Below are 23,520 nucleotides of genomic sequence, written 5' to 3' on the forward strand. Positions count from 1 at the left end.
TCCTCATCTCAGCCCTCTCCCCAAAGGGGAGAGGGTGCTAAACGGCGCCGCGCTCATCCACATCGTTACCGCCGCCACCAGCAGAATCACTCCCCCCGCCAGCGCGAGCGTTGTCCATCCTACCTGTCGCCACAGTACCGGCGTTTTATTGCCGCTGAGTTTTACCGCAAGCTGACGGAAGCTGTGAACCAGCAACGCCAAAGACGAAATGGTGAGAGAGGTTCCTGCCGCCATCGCCAGCGCCGAGAGCATGCCCCAGCCGAACACGCCAATCACTTTACTGAACAGCAGCACCATGATTGCCCCCGAGCACGGGCGCATCCCCATAGAGAGAACTATCATCAGCCGCGCGCGCCAGTCGTCACCGCTCTGTAATTGTTCCTGCGTCGGCAGATGCTGATGCCCGCAGCCGCAGTGTTCATCATGAACGTGGTGCGGCGTAAAGGTTTTGAATTTGGGCTTTTGCAGCAGCGCGCGCAGCTTTTTCAGTGCCCGCCAGCAGAGGATCAGCCCCAGCACGCCGACCAGCGCATAGCTGCCCTTCTCCAGCCAGAAGCTGCTCAGGTGCAGCTGGCGCGCGGGAAGCTGTAATAGCGAAAGCACAACCACCACCAGCGCAATCGCCACGCCCCCCTGAAGCAGCGAAGAGGCCAGCGTCAGGCCAATGCTTGATTTCAGCTTCGACGGATGGGTGGCAAGCCAGGTGGTAATAACGATTTTGCCGTGCCCCGGCCCCAGCGCGTGCAGCACGCCATAGATAAAGCTGAACGCCAGCAGAGAACCGCCCGCTTTGGTCGGGTTCTCCGCCACCGCTTTCAGCAGCCCGCTCATCTGCTGGTTGACCTCACGCTGCCAGATGATGCTTTTCATCATCACCTGCGGCCAGGCCTGCCACAGCCAGAGCGAACCGCAAACGGCGAGCAGTAGAAAAAGCGCCAGCGGCCAGAGGTGCAGCCAGCGGCGCGGCTTTCGTACCGGAGAGGAGATCACTGACATTGTAACGTTACCTTCTGCGCAAACTGTTTACCCAGTTCCATGTCCTCCGGTGGGGCATCCTCTTTATCAAGAGAGACAGCAAAATTCAGCGTCTCTTCGCTGGGCTTCGGGGTGTGAACCGTAATGTTGCAGGTTTTTTGCAACGACGCAGGAAGCTGCACGTCGCTGTCCTCGGCGTAGCTCATATCGACGTAGTACGTTGGGTCAAAGGTGGAAAACGTATAGGTTTGTCCTGCCAGCGGCTGCGGATGCGCCAGTGGGAGCACGAACGTCAGCACTGCCTGATGTCCGTCGCGGGACATGCCGTATTCTGTCGGGCGATTGAGGAACTTCACCTTTTGTCCGTTATGCCAAAACTCGGTGAAGTAGTGCTGCCCGAGCACGTTGGCCATCACTTCTGCCGCCAGCTTTTTCCAGATTTCGTCGCCGGGCTTCGAGTTACCCGCATCATAAAGCAGATCCGCCGAGGTGATTTCATCCATCGTCCAGCGCATTTTCAGGCCGCTCAGCTGCGTGCCGTCGGTGACCAGCTCGGTTTTCAGGCTGATAAAACTGTGAGGATGTGCGCTGGCGGTAAAGGTGATAACCGCCAAAAATAACGCCATCGCATTTTGTTTAACTGTCTGCATCAATTCCTCACGTCAAAAATTCTGTGATGTTCCCCAGCAATCCTGAGTGAAAGGCCTGCCGGCGCGCTTTTCAGCGCCCATCCTTTAGCTATTCTTATCAAACATTCACACTGGATACCCGACAGATGATGACGACGCTTGAAATTCCATCTGTGCTTTCCAGTTCGCAGCGCCGCTGCCAGGTGCTTTTGATGCTTTACCTGCCCGATGCTGCCGTCACCGCACAGAGCATAATCGCTGCCAACGGCGTGGACGAGGTCATGGCACGGCAAGATATAGCCGAGACGCGCGATGAAATCCAGCGCTATCACCGGCTGGATATCATCACGCACCATGACGGCAGCTACCGAATTGAAGGCACTGCCCTGAATCAGCGTTTATGTCTGCTGCACTGGCTGCGCAGGGCGCTCCGCCTTTGTCCGCAGTTTGTCTCGCACCAGTTTACCCCAGCCTTAAAAACCGCGCTTAAACAGCACGGCATCGCGCGGCCGCTCTACGACGATGCTAACCTGCGGGCGCTGATCGGCTTCTGCTCACGCAAGCTGCAGCGTCAGTTTGAATGCCGGGACGTCCAGTTCTTACAGCTCTACTTGCAATACTGCCTCATCCAGCACCACTTAGGGAATACGCCGCAGTTTTCCCACGCGCAGCGCAGCTGGACCCAGTCGCGGGGAGAATATTTTACGGCGCAGGAAATTGTTCGTCACTGGAAGCGGCGCGTGCCGCAGGGTGCGCACGTGGATGAGCAGCTGTTTCTGGCGCTGCTGTTTATGATGCTCCGCACGCCCGATCCAGTGCTCGATAAACACCAGCAGGATCAGCGCCTGCGCCGCGCCATTGTGCGCATGGTGGCCCGTTTCCGCTCCCAGACCGGGATGAACTTCAGCGATGAGCAGGGGCTGACCGATCAGCTGTATATCCATCTGGCTCAGGCGCTGGACCGCTCGCTGTTTGAGATCGGCATCGACAATAGCCTGCCCGAGGAAATTCACCGTCTCTATCCCCGGCTGTTACGCACCACGAAAGAGGCACTCTTTGAGCTGGAAGCCGAATTTGGGCTGCGGTTCTCCGATGAAGAGATGGCGCTGGTAGCGGTTATTTTCGGCGCCTGGCTGATGCAGGAGACCGATCTGCATGAAAAACAGGTAGTGCTGCTGACCGGGGAGGATAAATCCTGTGAGGAGGTGATTGAACAGCAGCTGCGCGAATTAACCCTGCTGCCGCTCAACATTCGCTATCTGACGCTGCAGGCGTTCCAGAAAGAGGGGGCACCGCGCGAAGCCGCGCTGGTTGTCACCCCCTATCCTACCGTGCTGCCGCTGTTCTCGCCGCCGCTGATCCACGCGGTTGAATCACTTAACACGCAGCAGCAGGAACATATTCGCGCCATGCTGGAATCGTAGCTATGCCCGTGCGGCCACTTTCGGTCGAACAAACATCGCCGGGAGCGCCACCAGCGCCATGACCCAGAACACGCCGTGTCCCAGATGCTGATACAGAAAGCCCGCAAAGACCGTCATCACCGCAATGCTGCCGCCCATCGCCACCGCAGAGTAGACCGCCTGCAGACGGATCACGTCCCCGCCCTCGCGCGCCGCGATATAGCGCATCGCCGCCAGGTGGCACACGGTGAAGGTGCCGCAGTGAAGGATCTGCGCCATAATCAGCCACGGCAGTTCGGTTGTCCAGCCCATAATCCCCCAGCGCGCCACGCCGCAGACCGCGGAAAGCAGCAGCAGATCGCGCGCGCCGAAGCGGCGGAACAGCTTTTTGCTCAGGGCGAAAATAATGACTTCAGCCACCACCCCCAGCGACCACAGGTAACCGACAGCAGAGGCCGAGTAGCCCGCCCCCTGCCAGTAGATGGCGCTGAAGCCATAGTACGCCGCATGCGCCCCCTGAAGCAGACAGACGCACGCCAGAAAACGCCAGCTCTGGGCCACCAGGCTCCGCCAGGCGGGCCAGCCGGCGCTCTCCTGATGGCGACTCTCCCCTTGCGGCATCACCGACGGGCGCAGCAGCATTCCCAGCAGCATCGAGGCAATACCGATACTCAGCAGCGCCAGAATCGCGCGGTAGTCGTAAAGGCTGACCAGTTTCCCCACCAGCGCCGAGCCGATCACGAAGGCAATCGATCCCCAGAGGCGCACGCGACCATAGTCCATGGTGATCTGCTTTTGCCAGGTGTTCGCCAGGGCATCCGTCAGGGGTACCAGCGGGGAGAAGAACAGATTAAAGCCAACCATCACCACCATCAGCCAGGCAAACTGGTGGCTGACCCAGAAGCAGGCCGCGAAGACCAGCGTCAGCAGGGCCAGAATGCGCACCGCTTTAATCAGTAAGGAGGGATCGCTGACGCGGGGGGCAATCAGCAGGCTTCCGAGGAAACGCGCCACCAGCCCCGCGCCCAGCAGGATGCCAATGGTTTCTGGCGTCAAACCAATTCCCTTGAGCCAGACGCTCCAGAAAGGCAGAAAAATACCGTAGCTAAAGAAGTAGGTGAAGTAGCTGAGCGCCAGCCAGCGCGTGGAATGCAAGACCATGAATCCCTCCCGAAATGGAGGCGATAGTCTGGCGTTTATCCTGCACTTTAGCAAGTCGTTAGCGCGCTATAAATTAACGATAAATTAACGTCCTGGACAGCCGGTCGGCGTATGGCGTGAGCGGCAAAATTGTATTACGTTTAAAAGACATCGCCTGAAGAGGTCGTTTGCCATGAACAGCTTACGTTATTTCGATTTCGGCTCCTCACGCTCCTTCCTGCTATTGATTGCCCGTATTGCCATCGTTGTCCTGTTTATTATTTTTGGCTATCCCAAGCTGACGGGGTTTAGCGGCACCGTTCAGTATATGACGTCGCTCGGCGCACCCATGCCGATGCTGGCGGCCATTATCGCCGTAGTAATGGAGGTTCCCGCCGCGATCCTGATCGTGCTCGGCTTTTTCACCCGCCCCCTCGCGGTGCTCTTTGTCTTCTACACGCTGGGCACGGCGATTATCGGTCACCACTACTGGGATATGACCGGAGATGCGGTTGTGCCGAATATGATTAATTTCTACAAGAACGTCAGTATTGCTGGCGCGTTTATTTTGCTGGCGATTGTGGGACCGGGGGCCATTTCCCTGGACCGGCGTTAAGCCATAAAAAAAGGCCGCAAGCGCGGCCTTTTTTATTTCTGCAAAGCAGAGGAATTATGCGTATACCGGGAAGCGTGCGCAGATATCCAGAACTTTACCTTTGACGCGCTCGATAACCGCTTCGTCATTGATGTTGTCCAGAACGTCACACATCCAGCCAGCCAGCTCTTTCACTTCCGCTTCTTTGAAGCCGCGGCGCGTCACGGCCGGAGAACCGATACGGATACCGGAGGTCACGAACGGGCTCTTCGGATCGTTTGGCACGCTGTTTTTGTTCACGGTAATGTTGGCGCGGCCCAGGGCAGCGTCAGCTTCTTTACCGGTCAGGTTCTTATCAACCAGGTCCAGCAGGAACAGGTGGTTTTCAGTCCCGCCGGATACCACTTTGTAGCCACGGTTCAGGAACACTTCCACCATCGCTTTGGCGTTCTTAGCAACCTGCTGCTGATACACCTTGAACTCTGGCTCCATCGCTTCTTTCAGCGCGACCGCTTTTGCGGCGATAACGTGCATCAGCGGGCCGCCCTGCGCGCTTGGGAACACGGCAGAGTTCAGTTTTTTGTACAGCTCTTCGTCACCGCCTTTCGCCAGGATCAGGCCACCGCGTGGACCCGCCAGGGTTTTGTGAGTAGTGGTGGTCACAACGTGAGCGTGAGGAACCGGGTTCGGGTAAACGCCTGCGGCGATAAGGCCCGCAACATGCGCCATGTCAACGAACAGGTACGCGCCGATGCTGTCTGCGATTTCACGCATTTTTGCCCAGTCAACGATACCGGAGTAAGCAGAGAAGCCACCGATGATCATCTTCGGCTTGTGCTCTTTGGCCTGCTTAGCCATGTCTTCGTAGTCAATTTTACCGGACTCATCAATACCGTAAGGAATGATGTTGTACAGTTTGCCGGAGAAGTTAACCGGGGAGCCGTGAGTCAGGTGGCCGCCCTGCGCCAGGTTCATACCCAGAACGGTATCGCCCGGCTGCAACAGCGCGGTGTAAACAGCGAAGTTAGCCTGAGAGCCGGAGTGCGGCTGAACGTTCGCGTAGTCAGCGCCGAAGAGTGCTTTCGCACGGTCGATAGCCAGCTGCTCAACGATATCAACGTACTCGCAACCGCCGTAGTAGCGCTTGCCCGGGTAACCTTCAGCGTATTTGTTGGTCAGCTGAGAGCCCTGCGCCTGCATTACGCGCGGGCTGGTGTAATTTTCGGAGGCGATCAGTTCGATGTGCTCTTCCTGACGTACTTTTTCCTGCTCCATAGCCTGCCACAGTTCGGCATCATAATCGGCAATGTTCATTTCACGCTTTAACATCCGCATCTCCTGACTCAGCTAACAAGTAAATTTTGACCTGAAAAGGCAGTCCTGTTGGACGACGGGCAACAGTATAACTGAATAGTTCTGTGATAACAGGTCTTGACAAACGATTTTACGCAAACGTTTTCCTTCACGCCACGCAAGGGTTTGAGGAATAAAGATCTCACTATTTCCAGCGGATTTCTTTTCAGGTTTGTGATGCGTATTTTTCATCTTGCAAAGAACCATTTACAAAGCATGGGTATTTTTTATAAGATGCATTTAAAATACATCATTAGGTAATATCAGAAGGAAGCTGCCATGCTCGACGCTCAAACCATCGCTACCGTTAAAGCCACCATTCCCCTGCTGGTGGAAACCGGCCCTAAACTTACCGCCCATTTCTACGATCGCATGTTCACGCACAATCCGGAGCTCAAAGAGATTTTCAATATGAGCAACCAGCGTAACGGCGATCAGCGTGAAGCGCTTTTCAACGCCATCGCGGCCTACGCCAGCAATATCGAAAACCTGGCGGCGTTGCTGCCTGCGGTGGAAAAAATCGCCCAGAAGCACACCAGCTTCCAGATCCAACCCGAGCAGTACAACATCGTCGGCACTCACCTGCTGGCAACGCTGGACGAAATGTTCAGCCCGGGCCAGGAGGTGCTGGACGCCTGGGGTAAAGCCTACGGCGTGCTGGCAAACGTGTTTATCAACCGTGAAGCGCAGATCTACAGCGAAAACGCCAGCAAGAACGGTGGCTGGGAAGGAACGCGCGCCTTCCGTATCGTCGAGAAAACGCCGCGCAGCGCGCTTATCACCAGTTTTGAATTTGAGCCGGTTGACGGCCAGCCGGTGGCCGATTACCAGCCGGGCCAGTATCTGGGCGTATGGCTGAAGCCTGAAGGCTTCCCGCATCAGGAGATCCGCCAGTACTCTTTGACCCGCAAACCAAACGGCAAAGGCTACCGCATTGCGGTGAAGCGCGAGGACGGCGGTCAGGTATCCAACTGGCTGCATAACGAAGCGAGCGTGGGCGACGTGGTTCATCTGGCCGCGCCGGCGGGCGACTTCTTTATGGCCATTGAAACCAATACCCCGGTCACGCTGATCTCCGCGGGCGTGGGCCAAACGCCAATGCTGGCGATGCTCGATACGCTGGCGAAAGCAAACCACAGCGCGCAGGTTAACTGGTTCCACGCAGCGGAGAACGGCGACGTGCACGCCTTTGCGGATGAAGTGAAAGCGCTGGGAGCGACCCTGCCGCGTTTCACCGCGCATACCTGGTATCGCCTGCCGACGGAGGCAGACCGCACAGCTGCACGCTTTGACAGCGAAGGACTGATGAATTTAAGCCAGATGGAAGGGGCGTTTAGCGCGCCGGAAATGCAGTTCTACGTCTGTGGACCCGTGGCGTTTATGCAGTATGCCGCGAAGCAGCTGGTTGAACTGGGCGTGAATAAAGACAACATTCATTACGAATGTTTCGGGCCGCATAAGGTGCTGTAACGCAAAAAGCCCCTCGTTCGAGGGGCTTTTTTTTCGCCGGGTGGCGAATGGTTAAATCGCGGCGTCGTCTTCTTCGCCGGTACGGATACGGATCACGCGCGCCACGTCAAAGACGAAGATTTTCCCGTCGCCAATTTTGCCCGTCTGCGCCGTGCGGATAATGGTATCCACGCAGGTATCGACGATATCGTCGCTGACCACGATTTCAATTTTCACTTTCGGCAGAAAGTCGACCATGTACTCTGCGCCACGATAAAGTTCGGTGTGGCCCTTCTGACGACCAAAACCTTTCACTTCCGTCACGGTCATCCCGGTGATGCCTACTTCCGCCAGCGCTTCACGTACATCATCCAGTTTGAAAGGTTTAATAATCGCATCAATCTTTTTCATGGTGGGTCCTTAAACTCTTGCCTGTAAGCTGCCTCGTAATCGATTGCTCACAGTACCATACGGCATTACTCTTTAAAATCGTTTGCTTCCAGCTCGTGGCGTGAGAGCAGCTTATAGAACTCGGTGCGGTTGCGTCCGGCCATCCGCGCCGCGTGGGTCACGTTGCCTTTGGTGATCTGCAGCAGCTTGCGCAGATAGTTCAGCTCGAACTGGTTACGCGCTTCCGCAAACGTCGGCAAGGCCGTGTTCTCCCCTTCCAGCGCCTGTTCCACCAGCGCATCGCTGATAACGGGCGAGGACGTCAGCGCCACACACTGCTCAATCACGTTCACCAGCTGGCGCACGTTACCCGGCCAGCTGGCGGCCATCAGCCGTTTCATCGCATCAGTCGAAAAGGCGCGCACGAACGGTTTATGCCGATCTGCCGCCTGGCGCAGGAGGTGATTCGCCAGCAGCGGAATATCTTCCGCACGCTCCGCCAGCGCCGGGATCTTCAGGTTCACCACGTTCAGACGGTAGTAGAGATCTTCACGGAACTCGTTGCGGGCCATCACTTTGGGCAAGTCGCGGTGGGTAGCGGAAATGATTCGCACGTTAATATCAATATCGCGGTTGCTGCCCAACGGGCGCACTTTGCGCTCCTGAAGTACGCGCAACAGTTTGACCTGCAGCGGCGCAGGCATGTCGCCAATTTCGTCGAGGAACAGCGTGCCGCCTTCGGCGGCCTGGAACAGCCCTTCCCGGCTGCTTACCGCGCCGGTAAATGCGCCGCGGGCATGGCCAAAAAGTTCAGACTCAAGAAGCTGCTCTGGCAGGGCACCGCAGTTAATGGCGATAAAGGCATTTTTACTGCGCGGGCTGGCGTTGTGGATCGCCTGCGCCAGGATCTCTTTCCCGGTTCCGCTCTGGCCGTTAATCAACACGCTGACGTCTGACTGTGCGACCATTCGCGCCTGCTCAAGCAGACGCAGCATTATCGGGCTGCGGGTGACGATAGATTCACGCCATGCGTCGTCTCCGGAGGGCGCGGCGTGCTCCAGCGCGCTGTCGATAGCTTTGTAGAGCGCGTCTTTATCTACCGGCTTGGTGAGGAAGCTGAACACGCCCTGCTGGGTTGCGGCGACGGCATCCGGGATTGACCCGTGCGCCGTCAGGATAATGACCGGCATGCCAGGCTGCTGCTTCTGGATTTCGGCGAACAGCTGCATGCCATCCATTTCGTCCATCCGCAGGTCGCTGATCACCAGGTCAATCTTTTCGCGGCTGAGGACTTTAAGCCCCTCCTGCCCGCTTTCCGCGGTCACCACGGTGTAGCCTTCACTCACCAGACGCATCCCCAGCAGCTTTAACAGGCCGGGATCGTCATCCACCAGTAAGAGATGGGCTGGTTTACGGCTCGTCATGCTTCACATCCTCTTGTTTCGGCATATCGCTGTCCGGTGCAGCAGATGAACTACCAGGCTGATATTTACGCGACGAGAGCTGTCTTTCAATATCGGTCAGGTTTTCCAGCTTTCGCGTCGTGGTATCCAGCTGAGTACGTAAATGCTGTTGCTGTTGGCGCAGCGTATCCAGCTCGCTGTCGGTTGACTGCTGTAGCTTGCTGTAGCGGGAGCGCTCTTCAGACAGCTGCAGCTGTAACGTCTGCCCATCCCGCCAGAGCTGGTATACCGGGCGCACCTGTGCGGGAAGATTGATCACAAACGTATCCAGACGGGTCACGTTGGCCCGACGTTCAACGGGGGTAATTTTCGCATCGGCCAGTAAAATCCCACGCTTGAAAGCGTCCTGCCAGGTGTCTTCATCCAGCATCGCCGCCTTCATGCGGGCGTCTACCGGCGCAAGCCGCTGGGCGCAATCTATTCCGCGCAGCCAGAACAGCGGATTATTTTCGACATCATGCCCTGACAGATTCCAGATATCCTCACAGCGGGTAGAGAGGAAATCCGCCAGCTGGTTATCGGGCCATTTGTCTTCCTGTTTACCGCTTATCGCACTTTGCGGCGCATGGGAAACGCACCCCGCCAGAACTAAACAGGGCAGACTCAGGCGACCCGCTTTGCTGGAAAACACCGCGCGTATGGCGCGGAAAAAGACGTGTGACATACTCACCAGATATAGATTCATTTTATTAATTTTTCCGGCTCAGGGGCAGTTCAATACGGAAGCAAACATCTGAACGTTCGTCCGTGGCAATGTTTAGCTCACCCTGCATGCGTCGTATGCAGTCCCGGGCAATGCTTAATCCCAGACCGCTTCCTTTTACCGCGCCTTTCCGCTGATGACTCCCCTGGAAAAAGGGTTCGAAGATCATGGTTTTTTCGTCATCGGGGATCGGGGTGCCGGTGTTTGCGACGTCAATAAACACCCGGGAGCCCTTCGTATAACTTCGGATATAAATGTTACCGGATTCAGTACCATAGTGCACCGCATTGGAGTAAAGATTATCCAGAACGCTCATTAATAGCATGGGTTCAGCCAGGCAGGTCGGCGCATTCAGCTCCACCCCGGTATGCATCATTTTAGCTCTTGCCGGCAAGCTATGGGCGGAGATCACCATATCCACCAGTGGCTCAATCTCCACCTCTTCCAGTACCACCGTCCCGTCAGCCAGCTTGCGGTTGTAATCCAGAAGCTGCTCGATCAGCTTTTGCAGGTTGCGGCTGCTGGCGTCCAGAATTTCGACAATCTCTTTCTGCTCCGGCGTAAGCGGCCCTGCCACCTCGTCCGCCAGCAGCTCCGTTCCTTCACGCATGCTGGCCAGCGGGGTTTTCAGCTCATGGGAAATATGGCGAAGGAACTGATGACGCTGGGATTCCAGCCACGCCAGGCGCTCGGATAGCCAGATAATGCGCTGACCGACGGATCGCAGCTCGCGCGGGCCTTTAAAGGCAACCGTATCCCCGAGCGATTTCCCCTCCCCCAGGCGGTTGATCATACGCTGAATACCCTTTACCGGGCCGATGATCATGCGGGTAAAGAGCAGCACCAGCCCGAGGCTCACCAGGAACAGCACCAGCGCCTGCCAGCCAAAGAACTGGCCGCGCTCGGCAATCTCCTGCTGCAGCTGCTGGCCGCGAGAGAAAATGACCGTGCGCGTTGACTGCACCATTTCGGTATTGGCGGCGGCGAATGCCTCAAGGCGCGCGGCGGCAGCCGCATCCGGGCCGCTGTTCTGGCACTGCAGCTGCGCGAGATCGTTCAGATCCTGACGTAACGCCTGATACAGCCTGTCGTCCGGCAGCACGCCCGCGTGGGCATCCAGCATTTCGCTGTAGCGCTTGCGCTGGCTCTGGTACACCTTCTCCAGCGTCCGATCGTCGAGCACGCAGTACTGACGATAGCTACGCTCCATCTCCAGCGCGGCGTTGGTCATCGCTTCACTGCGTCTGGCATCGATAAGCGTGGTGCGGTTCGTCAGCGCCGCCTGGGCACTCAGCGCGTTGAGGCTCTGCCATGCCTGCCAGGCGAGGATCAGCAGCGGCAGCAGGATCAGCAGAAAGGCCATCATCACAAGCTGTCGCAGGGAGCGGGGAAAAACGGGCCAGCGTTTCAACGCATTACTCTCTTCATGGGGGTTTACGGAGAGCGTAACTGAGTCTGCCCTTCAGATACAACAAAGCCGGGTAAAAACCCGGCTTTGTTGTGGAATAAGGCGGTGCCTAACTCGACGTTTCGCCCTGGCCTGATAAAGCATCGCTATGATCAGTAGTTGGACGGCAGGCACCTTTTTGTGCGTCATTCGAAGTTTATGTAGCACGTCCCGAAGGGGCTGACATAAGAAGGTGAATGAGCCACTGGTTAATATTATGCAACACCCATGCCAGAATGCAAAACAAATTATTAACACATTGAAATATATACCTTTTATTGGTTTAATCTATTTATTGTGCGCTGAATGATTTCCAGGCTAAGTGTCGCTATTAAGCAACACCTTAACGGGAACCTGTCCTGCCATATATAAATCAATGAGTTAAGTGTCTCAATTTGGAGACACCCCTATACCATCTTTGTCGCAATTTTGCGACACGCATAAAAAAACCCGGTGGCGCTACGCTCACCGGGTCTACAAAGTACCTGCTTTACATCTTAACCCAGCTGTTTACGCGCGTTGCGGAAGATACGCATCCACGGGCTGTCCTCGCCCCAGTTTTCCGGGTGCCAGGAGTTGCTCACGGTACGGAACACGCGTTCAGGGTGCGGCATCATGATGGTCGCGCGACCGCTTTCGCTGGTCACCGCCGTAATACCATTGACGGAGCCGTTCGGGTTCGCCGGATAGGTTTCCGTGACCTTGCCGAAGTTATCGACAAAGCGCAGCGCTACCAGGCCTTTGCTCTCGAGCTGCGCCAGATGGGCCGCATCGCGCACTTCTACCTGACCTTCGCCGTGGGAAACGGCGATTGGCATCTGAGAGCCAACCATCCCCTGCAGCAGCAGAGACGGGCTCTGAGTCACTTCAACCAGACTGAAGCGCGCTTCGAAGCGGTCGGACTGGTTGCGCACAAAGCGTGGCCAGGCTTCGCTGCCCGGGATCAGCTCGCGCAGGTTAGACATCATCTGGCAGCCGTTGCACACGCCCAGCGCCAGGGTTTGCGGACGATGGAAGAAGGTCTCGAACTCGTCGCGCACGCGGCTGTTAAACAGAATGGACTTCGCCCAGCCTTCGCCTGCGCCCAGCACGTCGCCGTAGGAGAAACCGCCGCACGCCACCAGCGCATGGAAATCTTCCAGACCGATACGCCCGGCCAGCAGGTCGCTCATGTGGACGTCGATAGCGTCAAAGCCCGCGCGGTGGAAGGCCGCAGCCATCTCAACGTGGGAGTTAACGCCCTGCTCGCGCAGCACGGCCACTTTCGGACGCGCGCCGGTCGCAATGTACGGCGCAGCGATATCTTCGTTGATGTCGAAGGAGAGCTTCACGTTCAGGCCAGGATCCTGGTCATTCGCTTTCGCGTTATGCTCCTGATCGGCGCATTCCGGGTTATCGCGCAGGCGCTGCATCTGCCAGGTGGTTTCTGCCCACCACATGCGCAGCGTGGTGCGGCTTTCGCTGAACACGGCGTGACCGTCGGCCTCAATGACGAAGCGGTCGCCCTGAACGGCTTTCCCCAGATAGTGGACGCAGTCTGCCAGACCGTGCTTCGCCAGAATCGCTTCCACCGCCTCGCGGTCTGCGGCGCGAACCTGAATCACCGCACCCAGCTCTTCGTTAAACAGCGCCGCCAGGCGGTCTTCGCCAAGCGTTGCAATGTTCGCTTCCACGCCGCAGTGGCCGGTGAAGGCCATCTCTGCCAGGGTCACCAGCAGGCCGCCGTCGGAACGGTCGTGGTAGGCCAGCAGCTTGCGCTGTGCCACCAGCGCCTGAATTGCGTCGTAGAAACCTTTTAGCTGCGCCACGTCGCGCACGTCGGCTGGCTTGTCGCCAAGTTGACGGTAAACCTGCGCCAGTGCGGTGGCGCCCAGCGCGTTGTGGCCCTTACCCAGGTCAATCAACAACAGGGCGTTATCTTCGGTCGCCAGCTGCGGCGTAACGGTATGGCGCACGTCTTCCACGCGGGCAAACGCAGTGATCACCAGCGACAGCGGAGACGTCATCTCGCGCTGCTCGTTACCCTCCTGCCAGCGGGTTTTCATCGACATGGAGTCTTTACCCACCGGAATGGTCAGGCCGAGGGCTGGGCACAGCTCCTCACCCACCGCTTTCACGGCTTCATACAGGCCAGCGTCTTCACCAGGGTGACCGGCTGCCGCCATCCAGTTCGCGGAAAGTTTGATACGTTTGATGTCGCCAATCTGCGTCGCCGCGATGTTGGTCAGCGCTTCACCGACCGCCAGTCGTGCAGAGGCGGCGAAGTCCAGCAGCGCCACCGGGGTGCGTTCGCCCAGCGCCATCGCTTCACCGTAGTAGCTGTCGAGGCTCGCGGTGGTCACGGCGCAGTTCGCCACCGGGATCTGCCACGGGCCAACCATCTGATCGCGCGACACCATACCGGTCACGGTGCGGTCGCCGATGGTCACCAGGAAGGTTTTCTCTGCCACAGCAGGCAGGTGCAGCACGCGGTTGACCGCTTCCGCCACGGTAATGCCCTGGCGATCCAGCGCTTTGCCCGCTGCTTTACGGGTTGTTACGTCGCGGGTCATCTTCGGCGTTTTACCGAGCAGCACGTCCAGCGGCAGATCGATAGGCTGGTTGTCGAAATGGGTGTCGCTCAGAGTCAGGTGCTGTTCTTCGGTCGCTTCACCGATGACGGCATACGGCGCGCGCTCGCGGCGGCACAGCTCGTCAAACAGCGGCAGCTGGTCGGCCGCAACCGCCAGCACATAGCGCTCCTGGGATTCGTTACACCAGATTTCCAGCGGGCTCATGCCCGGCTCATCGCTCAGGATATCGCGCAGGTTGAAACGGCCACCGCGACCGCCGTCGCTCACCAGCTCCGGCATAGCGTTGGACAGACCGCCCGCGCCCACGTCGTGGATGAACAGAATCGGGTTAGCATCGCCCAGCTGCCAGCAGCGGTCGATCACTTCCTGGCAGCGACGCTCCATCTCAGGGTTGTCACGCTGCACGGACGCGAAGTCGAGATCCGCATCAGACTGGCCGGAGGCCATAGAGGAGGCCGCACCGCCGCCCAGACCGATGTTCATCGCCGGGCCGCCCAGCACGATCAGCTTCGCGCCGACGACGATCTCGCCTTTTTGCACGTGATCGGCACGGATGTTGCCGATCCCGCCCGCCAGCATGATCGGTTTGTGGTAGCCACGCAGCTCTTCGCCGTTGTGGCTGTCCACCTTCTCTTCGTAGGTACGGAAGTAACCGTTCAGCGCCGGACGACCAAATTCGTTGTTAAACGCCGCGCCGCCCAGCGGGCCTTCGGTCATGATATCCAGCGCGGTCACGATGCGCTCTGGCTTGCCGAAATCTTCTTCCCACGGCTGTTCAAAGCCAGGGATGCGCAGGTTGGAGACGGAGAAACCGACCAGACCCGCTTTTGGTTTCGCCCCACGACCGGTCGCCCCTTCGTCACGGATTTCGCCGCCGGAGCCGGTCGCCGCACCCGGCCACGGAGAAATGGCCGTCGGGTGGTTGTGGGTTTCCACTTTCATCAGAATATGCGCAGGCTCCTGATGGAAGTCATAGCGCCCTGCTTCGCGATCGGCGAAGAAGCGGCCCACCTCGGAACCTTCCATCACCGCGGCGTTGTCTTTATAGGCAGACAGCACGTGGGCAGGGGTTTGTTCCATGGTGTTTTTGATCATTTTGAACAGCGACTTCGGCTGCTGTTCGCCGTCGATAATCCAGTCGGCGTTGAAAATCTTATGGCGGCAGTGCTCAGAGTTGGCCTGCGCGAACATGTAGAGTTCGATGTCGTTCGGGTTGCGGTTGAGCTTAACGAACGCGTCCTGCAGGTAGTCAATTTCGTCTTCTGCCAGCGCCAGACCGAGACGCAGGTTGGCGTCAATCAGCGCCTGACGGCCCTGCCCCAGCAGGTCCACGCTCTGTACCGGCGCAGGCTGATGATGGGAGAAAAGCTTCTGTGCGTCATCAAGAGAGGCAAACACGCTCTCCATCATGCGGTCGTGCAATTCAGCCGCAACCGCCTGCCACTGCGCGTCGCTCAGGGTAGAGGCTTCGACGTAGTACGCTACGCCGCGTTCCAGACGGTTAATCTGGCTCAGGCCGCAGTTGTGGGCAATGTCGGTGGCTTTGGAAGACCAGGGGGAGATGGTGCCCGGACGCGGCGTCGCAAGGATCAGTTTGCCGGTTGGCGTATGGCTGCTCAGATTTGGGCCATACTTGAGCAGGCGTTCCAGCTGTACGCGCTCCTCTGCATTCAGGGGGGCATTCAGGTCAGCAAAATGGACATACTCAGCGTAAATATTGCTTACCGGAAGGTCGGCCGCCTGAAAACGTGCCAGCAGTTTGGTAATACGGAAGGCAGACAGTGCAGGCGAACCACGCAGAATTTCCATCATAAGTCTCTCGTCTTCGAAGCGCCGGGGCGCTTACAGTGTGCGCAAGGGGGGAAAACGGGCGTCATTATAGAGAATCCTGAGCGCCGACGAAACCGTTTGCGTCGAAATAAAATCGACTTCAGCGTTTAACAATAGATGTGACCTGTCTCTCTAATTGGTTGCCAAGTGGCGCAAGTTTACGCAAAATGCCGCTCAATCAATGACAAACCTTATGATTAACATGGCTACAGCAGACTGAGGCAACCGGCGTCGCAGAGAATTAACTAATTGAAAAAATTAAAGATTAATTATCTGCTCATCGGCATTGTAACGTTGCTGCTGGCAGTGGCCCTCTGGCCTTCCATCCCCTGGTTCGGCAAAGCCGAAAATCGTATCGCCGCCATTCAGGAGCGGGGGGAACTGCGCGTCAGTACCCTTAACTCTCCGCTGATTTACAGCGACATCAACGGCAAAATTATTGGTCTGGATTATGAGCTGGCGCAGCAGTTTGCCGATTATCTGGGCGTGAAGCTTAAAATTACCGTCCGCCAGAACATCAACCAGCTGTTTGACGACCTGGACAACAACAACGCCGATATCCTCGCTGCCGGGCTGGTCTATAACAGCGAGCGCAGCAAGAACTACCAGCCGGGCCCCACCTACTACTCCGTTTCCCAGCAGCTGGTTTATCGCGTCGGGAGTTTGCGCCCGCGTACGCTTGCCTCGATCAACGCGCAACAGCTGACGATTGCTCCCGGCCACGTAGTGATTGACGACCTGCGTGAGTTAAAGGAGAAAAAATACCCGGATCTGAGCTGGACGGTTGACCCTAAACTCGGCACGACGGAGCTGCTGGAGCAGGTCAAAGATCAGAAACTGCCCTACACCATCGCCGATTCGGTGGCGATCAGCCTGTTCCAGCGGGTGCATCCTGAAATCGCCGTGGCGCTGGACGTGACGGACGAACAGCCCGTGACCTGGTTTACCCATCTGGACGATGACCAGACCCTCTCGGCGGCCATGCTGGATTTTTATAACACCATCAATGAAGACGGCACGCTGGCGCGACTTGAGGAGAAGTACCTCGGCCACGGGGATGACTTTGACTACGTTGACACCCGCAGCTTCCTGCGCGCGGTTGACAGCGTCCTGCCTGACCTGCAGCCGCTTTTCGAAAAATATGCCCAGGAGATTGACTGGAAACTGCTGGCGGCTATCTCGTACCAGGAGTCCCACTGGGACACCCAGGCCACGTCGCCAACGGGCGTACGCGGACTGATGATGTTAACCAAAAATACCGCGCTGAGCCTGGGCGTTAACGACCGTACCGATGCGGAACAGAGCATCAGCGGCGGGGCGCGCTACCTGCAGGATATGATGGCTAAAGTCCCGGAAACCGTGCCGGAAGAGGAACGGATCTGGTTTGCGCTGGCGGCCTACAACATGGGCTACGCGCACATGCTTGACGCGCGGGCTCTGACGGCGAAAACGAAGGGAAACCCGGACAGCTGGTCAGACGTAAAACAGCGCCTGCCGCTGCTGAGCCAGAAACCATGGTACAACAAGCTGACGTATGGCTACGCGCGCGGACATGAAGCCTACGCCTACGTGGAAAATATACGTAAGTATCAGATTAGCCTGGTCGGCTATCTGCTGGAGAAAGAGAAAGAGGCAACAGAGGCAAAACAGCTGGCGGAAAGTTATCCGGTTGTGGCGCCGGACGAGCTTAATCATCCGACAACTTCAATTCTGCCTTTTGTTGCTTTTTCTGCTGACGGCGCATTCGAAAGAAATCGCTTAATAGCCCCGAACACTCTGGTGCAAGTACCCCACCGATAGTCTGCACCTGATGATTCATTCCTGGATGACCCAGCACGTCCATCAGTGAACCGGCCGCACCGGTTTTTTCATCTCGCGCTCCAAACACCAGGGTACCGATTCGGCTGTGCACCATCGCCCCGGAGCACATCACGCAGGGTTCAAGGGTGACGTACAGAGTGGTATCGAGCAGACGATAGTTTTGCAGCACCAGGCCGCCCTGACGAAGCGCCATAATTTCGGCGTGCGCTGTAGGATCGTGGCGGCCAATAGGACGGTTCCACCCTTCCCCAATCACCCGGTTGTTATGAACCAGCACCGCGCCCACGGGCACTTCGCCCTCGTCCCAGGCCCGTTGAGCCAGCGCCAGCGCGTGGCGCATCCAGTATTCATGATTGTGTTCTGAGGTGGACAAGGGCTGATACTCCAGTCTAAAAGCGGGCGGCATTATACACAGCCCTTACAGATAAGACTATTCGAGTTGCTGAAGTTCACCGAGGGGAGTAACGCGCCAGCGGTGCTGGCAAAAATAGAGCAGCGGGTTGTCCTGCTTGCTGTCGCTGTAGCCGCTGTAAAGACGCAGCGGCGTGCCGATGCGTTTTTCCAGCTGGACCACTTTTTCATGCCCCAGACAGCGCATCGTCAGGACCCAGCCGCCGTAGCCGCGGGAAATTTGCGTGGCGATAAGATTTACGCGCGGCAGCCAGGGGGTATCAAAGTAGACCTGCTCCACCAGCGTCTGCGGGGAGCCGGTAATCAGCCAGATATCGGCATCGTTGGCGTCAAGATAGCTGGTCAGGCGCGCCTGCACCACGGGAAACGCGGCAACGTGGCCGCGGAACCAGAGAGCGAACTCCTTTTCGAGCTGTTTGAGCCGCGCTTCGCTGTGGCCAAACGTACATCCCCACAGCAGCAGGCTCATCGGCCAGCGCGCCGCCCGGCCTTTTACCAGCAGCGCGATGCCAATGAGGGGTAAGAGCGGTAAGACGAGCAGCGCGTTCAGAGGCTGACGCCGCAGCAGGTAGCGCATAAACGTACCAAACATATCCTGCTGATGCAGCGTTCCATCCAGATCGAAAAAGACAACGCGACGCTCGTGATTGGCCAAACCTTACTCCTCTGGGTCGTTGAATCCTAACAGCCAGGTAAACAGGAACCCGGCGATCACCGCTACTAAATAGCCTAACAGATAGAGCATGACTTTTCCGGTCACGATGGTTAATGCCAGCGGTAAACCGGAGAGACCAAAGGTGATAACGGTGGCGACTTTCCAGTAGCTGATGAGAGCCCCGCCTACCGCGCCCCCCAGACAGGCCGCAAGGAACGGTTTACCCAGCGGCAGCGTGACGCCGAATATCAGCGGCTCGCCAATGCCGAGCAGCCCGACCGGCAGCGCCCCTTTAATCACTTTTTTCAGGCGCGCGCTGCGGGTTTTCATCAGGACGGCAATCGCTGCCCCCACCTGCCCGACGCCCGCCATCGAGAGAATAGGCAGCAGCGCGTTATAACCGTGCGCCTGCACCAGCTCGACGTGGATCGGCACCAGCCCCTGATGCAGGCCGGTCAGCACCAGCGGCAGGAAGGTACCTGACAGCACCGCCCCCACCAGCAGGCCGCCGCGGTCGATAGCCAGAGACGCGCCGTGGGCGATGGCATCAGAGATCCACCCGCCTAGTGGCTGAAGAACCACAATCGCGACGCTACCGGTAATTAACGTGGTCAGCAGCGGGTTGAGGATCAGCTCAATCGAGCCAGGCAGAACCGCGCGTAGCTTTTTCTCGATCCAGCACATAAGAATAACCACCAGCAGCACGGCAATCACCCCGCCGCGACCAGGCTGGAGCGCCTCGCCAAACAGCGTGATTTGCGCCAGCTGCGGGCTGGACAAGATCCCTGCCATTACGCCGCCCATGGCCAGCGAGCCGCCAAACACCTTCGCGGTATTGACCCCGACCAGGATGTTCATAATGGCAAACACCGCGCTGCCGAAGATCCCGAGAATGCCCAGCAGGTTCGGATACTGCGTGGCAAAATCCCCGACGATATCCGGCCGCTTGAGGATGTTGATGATCCCGGTGATCAAACCGGAAGCTATAAACGCCGGGATCAGCGGGATAAAGACGTTTGCCAGCTGTCGCAGCGCATCGCTCATGGGAGCTTTGTATTTGGCCTTCGCCTGCGCTTTGGTGCGTTCAGCGTCGTCAACCGTCACGCTCGCACCACCTACCATCAGCGCGCGCATGGCATCGACAACCTGCGCCGCCTTGCCCGGCCCGACGATCAGCTGGTGTTGCTGCCCCTGTTTCACGTAGCCACTGACGCCGGACAGCTTCTTCAGGCCCGGCACGTCAAGCTGATCGTCGTTATGCACCTCGACGCGCACGCGCGTCATGCAGTTTTCCAGACGCTGAATATTTTTCTCCCCGCCTATCCCCTGCAGGATATCGCTGGCGAGCGCTGCTGTTTTGTCCATAAACGCCTCTGCTAGTTTTCTAATGCCGCCCGTAAGAAGCCGTTATGCGCGTCGAGTTTGGCTCGCGCGGCCGCCGCGTCCAGCCCGCTTAAGATCATTAAAATGGCCGGTTTAACGTCGTGATCGGTCTGCCTGAGCACCGCTTCTGCCTCTTCACGGCCCGCGCCTGTCGCCTCCATCACCATGCGGCAGGCTCTGTCCACCAGCTTGACGTTGGTGGCCTGCATATCGACCATCAGGTTCTGGTAGACCTTGCCGAACTTCACCATCGCACCGGTGGAGATCATATTGAGCACCAGCTTTTGCGCGGTCCCGGATTTCAGGCGCGTGGAGCCGGTGAGCGCTTCCGGCCCAACGACCGGAGAGATGGCGATAGCGGCCACCTGCGCAATCGGCGAGCCGGGGTTGCAGGAGATGGCGACCGTCGTGCAGCCGGTCCGGTTGGCGTATTCCAGGCCGCCAATGACGTACGGCGTGCGCCCGGATGCCGCCAGGCCGACCACCAGATCGTTCGCCGTCAGGTTCAGACCCTTCAGGTCATCCTCACCCAGCTGTTTGTTGTCCTCCGCCCCTTCAACGGCCTTCAGCAGCGCGCCGGGACCACCTGCAATCAGGCCAACCACCAGGCCGTGCGGAACGCCAAAGGTGGGCGGACATTCCGAGGCATCCAGCACCCCGAGACGCCCGCTGGTACCGGCCCCCATATAGATAATGCGACCACCGGCCTTAAGAGCTTCCGCCGCCGCATCGACCGCTTTCGCCACCTCTGGCAATGTCTCTTTCACTGCCTGCGCGACCAGCGTATCCTGTTGATTAAAGCGGTTAACCAGCTCCAGGGTGGAGAGCGCATCCAGATCCATGGTTTGCGGGTTACGCGTTTCAGAAACAAGTGAGCCAAGATTCATTTTTTGTACCTCAAGAATTTTTAATTCATAATAATCACACTATAATGGAATATAAAATTCATTCAGGCGAGCAGAATTCGTTTTTGCGCAGACAATCACATTTCCGCCGGGAGTACTCATGAACTGTTTAATTCGCATTCGCCAGCGCTACGCCGGCTTTGCTCAAAGCGACAAAAAGCTGGCGGATTTTCTGCTTTCTCAGCCCGATCGCGCCCGCCACCTCAGCTCACAGCAGCTGGCAAGCGAAGCTGGAGTGAGCCAGTCAAGCGTGGTGAAATTTGCCCAGAAGATCGGGTTTAAGGGTTTTCCCGCTCTTAAGCTGGCAATCAGCGAAGCGCTGGTGAGTAACCCGAATCCGCAGTCCATGCCGGTGCATAACCAGATCCGCGGCGATGACCCGATGCGTCTGGTTGGGGAAAAGCTGATCAAGGAGAACGTGGCGGCCATGCACGCCACGCTGGACGTGAATACCGAAGAGAAATTACTGGAAAGCGTGGCGATGCTGCGGGCGGCGCGGCGTATTATTTTGACCGGTATTGGCGCGTCCGGTCTGGTGGCGCGTAATTTTGGCTGGAAACTGACTAAAATCGGTTTTAACGCCATCGTCGAGCAGGATATGCACGCCCTGCTGGCGACCGTGCAGGCGATGGATCCTGACGATCTGCTGCTGGCCATCTCCTACTCCGGCGAGCGCCGCGAGATCAACATGGCGACCGACGAAGCCCTGCGCGTCGGCGGCAAAATTCTGGCGATAACCGGCTTTACGCCAAATGCGCTGCAGCAGCGGGCAACGCGCTGTTTGTATACCATTGCCGAAGAGCAGGCCACGCGCAGCGCGGCAATTTCGTCCACCAGCGCACAAATGATGCTGACGGACCTGCTGTTTATGGCGCTGGTACAGCAGGATCTGGAGCGCGCGCCTGAGCGCATTCGTCACAGCGAAGAACTGGTAAAGAAACTGGTTTGACGCGTATAATGCCCGCCCAGTTTGTGTTGTTTCTGAGAATTTCCTGATGGCGCTGTTAATTACCAAAAAATGCATCAATTGCGATATGTGCGAACCCGAATGCCCGAACCAGGCGATTTCGATGGGCGACAGCATTTACGAGATTAACAGCGACCGCTGCACGGAATGCGTCGGCCACTATGAGACGCCGACCTGCCAGAAGGTGTGCCCGATCCCCAACACTATTCTGAAGGATCCGGCACACGTCGAGAGCGAAGAGCAGCTGTGGGATAAATTTGTCCTGATGCACCACGCGGACAAAATTTAGCTTTCGATAATCACCGTCGCGCTGGCATAGTGGCGTTCATCTGCGATCGTCACGTGCATATGATTCACCCCCAGCTTCTCCGCCAGCTTTTGCGCTTCACCCCACAGACGCAGGCTCGGTTTGCCCAGCTCATCATTAAAAACTTCGAACTGGTTAAATGCCAGGCCGTTACGAATGCCGGTCCCGAAGGCTTTGGCTGCCGCCTCTTTTACCGCAAAGCGCTTTGCCAGAAAACGCACCGGCTGCTGGTGCGCTTCCCAGATGGCCCATTCGTTATCGCTCAGCACGCGCCTTGCCAGGCGATCGCCGCTCCGGGCGATCACCGCTTCAATGCGGGCTATTTCGACGATATCGGTGCCTAAGCCCAAAATGGCCATTACTGACGCGCTTCCAGCATCAGGCGTTTCATCTCTGAAACCGCCTCTTTCAGGCCGCTCATCACCGCGCGGCCAATAATGGCGTGGCCGATGTTCAGCTCATGCATTTCCGGCAGAGCAGCAATGGCCTTCACGTTGTGGTAGGTCAGGCCGTGACCGGCATTAACCTTCAGTCCCAGGCTCGCGGCGTAGGTGGCCGCTTTGGCGATACGCTCCAGCTCTTTGGCCTGCTCGGCATCGTTTTTAGCATCGGCATAGCAGCCGGTGTGAATTTCGATATACGGCGCGCCCACGTCGGCTGCCGCTTTAATCTGCGCGAAATCGGCGTCGATAAACAGAGAAACCAGGATACCGGCATCCGCCAGGCGCTTGCAAGCATCGCGCATTTTGTCCTGCTGCCCCGCCACGTCCAGCCCACCTTCGGTGGTCACTTCCTGGCGTTTTTCCGGCACCAGGCAGCAGAAGTGCGGTTTGGTCTCGCAGGCAATGGTCAGCATCTCTTCGGTGACCGCCATCTCCAGATTCATACGGGTGTCCAGCGTCTGACGAAGAATGCGCACGTCGCGGTCGGTAATGTGGCGACGGTCTTCACGCAGGTGAACGGTAATGCCGTCGGCACCAGCCTGTTCAGCGATAAACGCCGCCTGAACCGGATCGGGATACGCCGTGCCGCGCGCGTTGCGCAGGGTGGCGATGTGGTCGATGTTGACGCCTAACAGTAATTCAGCCATGACAATCCTCGGTTTTCTTTCTGATGCTGTG

At 57.8% G+C, this 23,520-nt stretch carries 21 protein-coding genes; 6 read left to right on the forward strand and 15 right to left on the reverse strand.

The annotated features are described in order from the left end of the window. Positions 1-3 precede the first annotated feature (3 nt). Together IM294_RS17760 and IM294_RS17765 are read right to left on the reverse strand one after the other, a co-directional pair. Positions 4-996: a nickel/cobalt transporter gene (locus IM294_RS17760; protein ID WP_028014078.1), complete on the reverse strand. Its 993-nt coding sequence runs from the start codon at positions 994-996 to the stop codon at positions 4-6. Next, on the reverse strand, positions 987-1,625 hold the full coding sequence (locus IM294_RS17765; protein ID WP_126818734.1) for a DUF1007 family protein: 639 nt from the start codon (positions 1,623-1,625) through the stop codon (positions 987-989). The genes IM294_RS17760 and IM294_RS17765 overlap by 10 nt, the downstream gene beginning before the upstream one ends. Positions 1,626-1,750: 125 nt before the next feature. On the opposite strand from IM294_RS17765, the gene csiE reads away from it, so the two are divergent. Beyond that, complete coding sequence (gene csiE, locus IM294_RS17770; RefSeq protein WP_126818733.1) at positions 1,751-3,028, forward strand: stationary phase inducible protein CsiE; 1,278 nt, start codon at positions 1,751-1,753, stop codon at positions 3,026-3,028. Here the strand turns inward: csiE and IM294_RS17775 are convergent, their stop codons facing one another. Beyond that, entirely contained in the window at positions 3,029-4,168 is a 1,140-nt protein-coding gene (locus IM294_RS17775; RefSeq protein WP_028014081.1) for a 3-phenylpropionate MFS transporter, read from the reverse strand. It abuts the gene before it with no gap. A gap of 172 nt (positions 4,169-4,340) precedes the next feature. Here IM294_RS17775 and IM294_RS17780 point away from each other — a divergent pair, with 172 nt between their 5' ends. Next, positions 4,341-4,763: a DoxX family protein gene (locus tag IM294_RS17780; protein ID WP_028014082.1), complete on the forward strand. Its 423-nt coding sequence runs from the start codon at positions 4,341-4,343 to the stop codon at positions 4,761-4,763. A 54-nt stretch (positions 4,764-4,817) separates the two neighbouring features. On the opposite strand, the gene glyA is transcribed toward IM294_RS17780, so the two are convergent. Then, entirely contained in the window at positions 4,818-6,071 is a 1,254-nt protein-coding gene (gene glyA, locus IM294_RS17785) for a serine hydroxymethyltransferase (RefSeq protein WP_025757663.1), read from the reverse strand. A 303-nt stretch (positions 6,072-6,374) separates the two neighbouring features. Between glyA and hmpA the strand changes: the two genes are divergently transcribed. Further along, positions 6,375-7,565, forward strand: coding sequence for an NO-inducible flavohemoprotein (gene hmpA / locus IM294_RS17790; RefSeq protein ID WP_041908691.1), 1,191 nt, complete (start codon positions 6,375-6,377; stop codon positions 7,563-7,565). Positions 7,566-7,616: 51 nt separating this feature from the next. Here the strand turns inward: hmpA and glnB are convergent, their stop codons facing one another. The 5 genes from glnB to purL form a co-directional block, all read right to left on the reverse strand. After that, positions 7,617-7,955, reverse strand: a complete 339-nt coding sequence (glnB, locus tag IM294_RS17795) for a nitrogen regulatory protein P-II (protein WP_003860685.1) — start codon at positions 7,953-7,955, stop codon at positions 7,617-7,619. 65 nt (positions 7,956-8,020) lie between these two features. Beyond that, positions 8,021-9,358, reverse strand: coding sequence for a two-component system response regulator GlrR (gene glrR / locus IM294_RS17800; protein ID WP_028014084.1), 1,338 nt, complete (start codon positions 9,356-9,358; stop codon positions 8,021-8,023). Next, positions 9,345-10,082, reverse strand: coding sequence for a two-component system QseEF-associated lipoprotein QseG (gene qseG, locus IM294_RS17805; RefSeq protein ID WP_028014085.1), 738 nt, complete (start codon positions 10,080-10,082; stop codon positions 9,345-9,347). Before qseG ends, glrR begins: the two co-directional genes overlap by 14 nt. A gap of 4 nt (positions 10,083-10,086) precedes the next feature. Further along, entirely contained in the window at positions 10,087-11,511 is a 1,425-nt protein-coding gene (gene qseE, locus IM294_RS17810) for a two component system sensor histidine kinase QseE/GlrK (protein WP_041908685.1), read from the reverse strand. A gap of 533 nt (positions 11,512-12,044) precedes the next feature. Next, complete coding sequence (gene purL / locus IM294_RS17815; RefSeq protein ID WP_193360373.1) at positions 12,045-15,932, reverse strand: phosphoribosylformylglycinamidine synthase; 3,888 nt, start codon at positions 15,930-15,932, stop codon at positions 12,045-12,047. Between the two features lie 267 nt (positions 15,933-16,199). Here purL and mltF point away from each other — a divergent pair, with 267 nt between their 5' ends. Next, positions 16,200-17,750, forward strand: coding sequence for a membrane-bound lytic murein transglycosylase MltF (gene mltF, locus IM294_RS17820; protein ID WP_028014088.1), 1,551 nt, complete (start codon positions 16,200-16,202; stop codon positions 17,748-17,750). Here the strand turns inward: mltF and tadA are convergent. The 4 genes from tadA to murQ are packed head-to-tail and all read right to left on the reverse strand — an operon-like array spanning position 17,638 to position 21,107. Beyond that, complete coding sequence (tadA, locus tag IM294_RS17825) at positions 17,638-18,177, reverse strand: tRNA adenosine(34) deaminase TadA (protein WP_048338854.1); 540 nt, start codon at positions 18,175-18,177, stop codon at positions 17,638-17,640. The two genes, mltF and tadA, sit on opposite strands and share 113 nt — an antisense overlap. A 24-nt stretch (positions 18,178-18,201) precedes the next feature. Then, the gene (yfhb, locus tag IM294_RS17830; protein ID WP_028014089.1) at positions 18,202-18,837 is read right to left on the reverse strand and encodes a phosphatidylglycerophosphatase C; all 636 of its coding nucleotides are present in this window, start codon (positions 18,835-18,837) and stop codon (positions 18,202-18,204) included. A gap of 3 nt (positions 18,838-18,840) precedes the next feature. Beyond that, a complete protein-coding gene (locus tag IM294_RS17835; RefSeq protein ID WP_126818731.1) occupies positions 18,841-20,202 on the reverse strand; it encodes a PTS transporter subunit EIIC in 1,362 nt (453 codons plus the stop codon). Positions 20,203-20,213: 11 nt separating this feature from the next. Then, positions 20,214-21,107: an N-acetylmuramic acid 6-phosphate etherase gene (gene murQ / locus IM294_RS17840; protein ID WP_126818730.1), complete on the reverse strand. Its 894-nt coding sequence runs from the start codon at positions 21,105-21,107 to the stop codon at positions 20,214-20,216. A gap of 118 nt (positions 21,108-21,225) precedes the next feature. Between murQ and IM294_RS17845 the strand changes: the two genes are divergently transcribed. Both IM294_RS17845 and IM294_RS17850 read left to right on the forward strand, forming a co-directional pair. After that, complete coding sequence (locus IM294_RS17845) at positions 21,226-22,074, forward strand: MurR/RpiR family transcriptional regulator (protein WP_028014092.1); 849 nt, start codon at positions 21,226-21,228, stop codon at positions 22,072-22,074. Positions 22,075-22,120: 46 nt separating this feature from the next. Next, positions 22,121-22,381, forward strand: coding sequence for a YfhL family 4Fe-4S dicluster ferredoxin (locus tag IM294_RS17850; protein ID WP_061097370.1), 261 nt, complete (start codon positions 22,121-22,123; stop codon positions 22,379-22,381). Here the strand turns inward: IM294_RS17850 and acpS are convergent. Both acpS and pdxJ read right to left on the reverse strand, forming a co-directional pair. Continuing rightward, on the reverse strand, positions 22,378-22,758 hold the full coding sequence (gene acpS, locus IM294_RS17855; RefSeq protein WP_023294331.1) for a holo-ACP synthase: 381 nt from the start codon (positions 22,756-22,758) through the stop codon (positions 22,378-22,380). The genes IM294_RS17850 and acpS overlap by 4 nt on opposite strands. Beyond that, positions 22,758-23,489, reverse strand: coding sequence for a pyridoxine 5'-phosphate synthase (pdxJ, locus tag IM294_RS17860; RefSeq protein WP_041908673.1), 732 nt, complete (start codon positions 23,487-23,489; stop codon positions 22,758-22,760). The genes acpS and pdxJ overlap by 1 nt, the downstream gene beginning before the upstream one ends. Positions 23,490-23,520: the final 31 nt, after the last annotated feature.

Origin of the sequence: Enterobacter cloacae complex sp. P43RS, assembly GCF_014930585.1 — a bacterium.
Lineage (GTDB): Bacteria > Pseudomonadota > Gammaproteobacteria > Enterobacterales > Enterobacteriaceae > Enterobacter > Enterobacter bugandensis.

Excerpts from the sequence above, each read along its gene's own strand:
- IM294_RS17760 (WP_028014078.1), bottom strand. The coding sequence starts at position 996 with ATGTCAGTGATCTCCTCTCCGGTACGAAAGCCGCGCCGCTGGCTGCAC.
- IM294_RS17765 (WP_126818734.1), bottom strand. The coding sequence starts at position 1,625 with ATGCAGACAGTTAAACAAAATGCGATGGCGTTATTTTTGGCGGTTATC.
- csiE (WP_126818733.1), top strand. The coding sequence starts at position 1,751 with ATGATGACGACGCTTGAAATTCCATCTGTGCTTTCCAGTTCGCAGCGC.
- IM294_RS17775 (WP_028014081.1), bottom strand. The coding sequence starts at position 4,168 with ATGGTCTTGCATTCCACGCGCTGGCTGGCGCTCAGCTACTTCACCTAC.
- IM294_RS17780 (WP_028014082.1), top strand. The coding sequence starts at position 4,341 with ATGAACAGCTTACGTTATTTCGATTTCGGCTCCTCACGCTCCTTCCTG.
- glyA (WP_025757663.1), bottom strand. The coding sequence starts at position 6,071 with ATGTTAAAGCGTGAAATGAACATTGCCGATTATGATGCCGAACTGTGG.
- hmpA (WP_041908691.1), top strand. The coding sequence starts at position 6,375 with ATGCTCGACGCTCAAACCATCGCTACCGTTAAAGCCACCATTCCCCTG.
- glnB (WP_003860685.1), bottom strand. The coding sequence starts at position 7,955 with ATGAAAAAGATTGATGCGATTATTAAACCTTTCAAACTGGATGATGTA.
- glrR (WP_028014084.1), bottom strand. The coding sequence starts at position 9,358 with ATGACGAGCCGTAAACCAGCCCATCTCTTACTGGTGGATGACGATCCC.
- qseG (WP_028014085.1), bottom strand. The coding sequence starts at position 10,082 with ATGAATCTATATCTGGTGAGTATGTCACACGTCTTTTTCCGCGCCATA.
- purL (WP_193360373.1), bottom strand. The coding sequence starts at position 15,932 with ATGATGGAAATTCTGCGTGGTTCGCCTGCACTGTCTGCCTTCCGTATT.
- tadA (WP_048338854.1), bottom strand. The coding sequence starts at position 18,177 with ATGCCGCCCGCTTTTAGACTGGAGTATCAGCCCTTGTCCACCTCAGAA.
- IM294_RS17835 (WP_126818731.1), bottom strand. The coding sequence starts at position 20,202 with ATGGACAAAACAGCAGCGCTCGCCAGCGATATCCTGCAGGGGATAGGC.
- murQ (WP_126818730.1), bottom strand. The coding sequence starts at position 21,107 with ATGAATCTTGGCTCACTTGTTTCTGAAACGCGTAACCCGCAAACCATG.
- IM294_RS17845 (WP_028014092.1), top strand. The coding sequence starts at position 21,226 with ATGAACTGTTTAATTCGCATTCGCCAGCGCTACGCCGGCTTTGCTCAA.
- IM294_RS17850 (WP_061097370.1), top strand. The coding sequence starts at position 22,121 with ATGGCGCTGTTAATTACCAAAAAATGCATCAATTGCGATATGTGCGAA.
- acpS (WP_023294331.1), bottom strand. The coding sequence starts at position 22,758 with ATGGCCATTTTGGGCTTAGGCACCGATATCGTCGAAATAGCCCGCATT.
- pdxJ (WP_041908673.1), bottom strand. The coding sequence starts at position 23,489 with ATGGCTGAATTACTGTTAGGCGTCAACATCGACCACATCGCCACCCTG.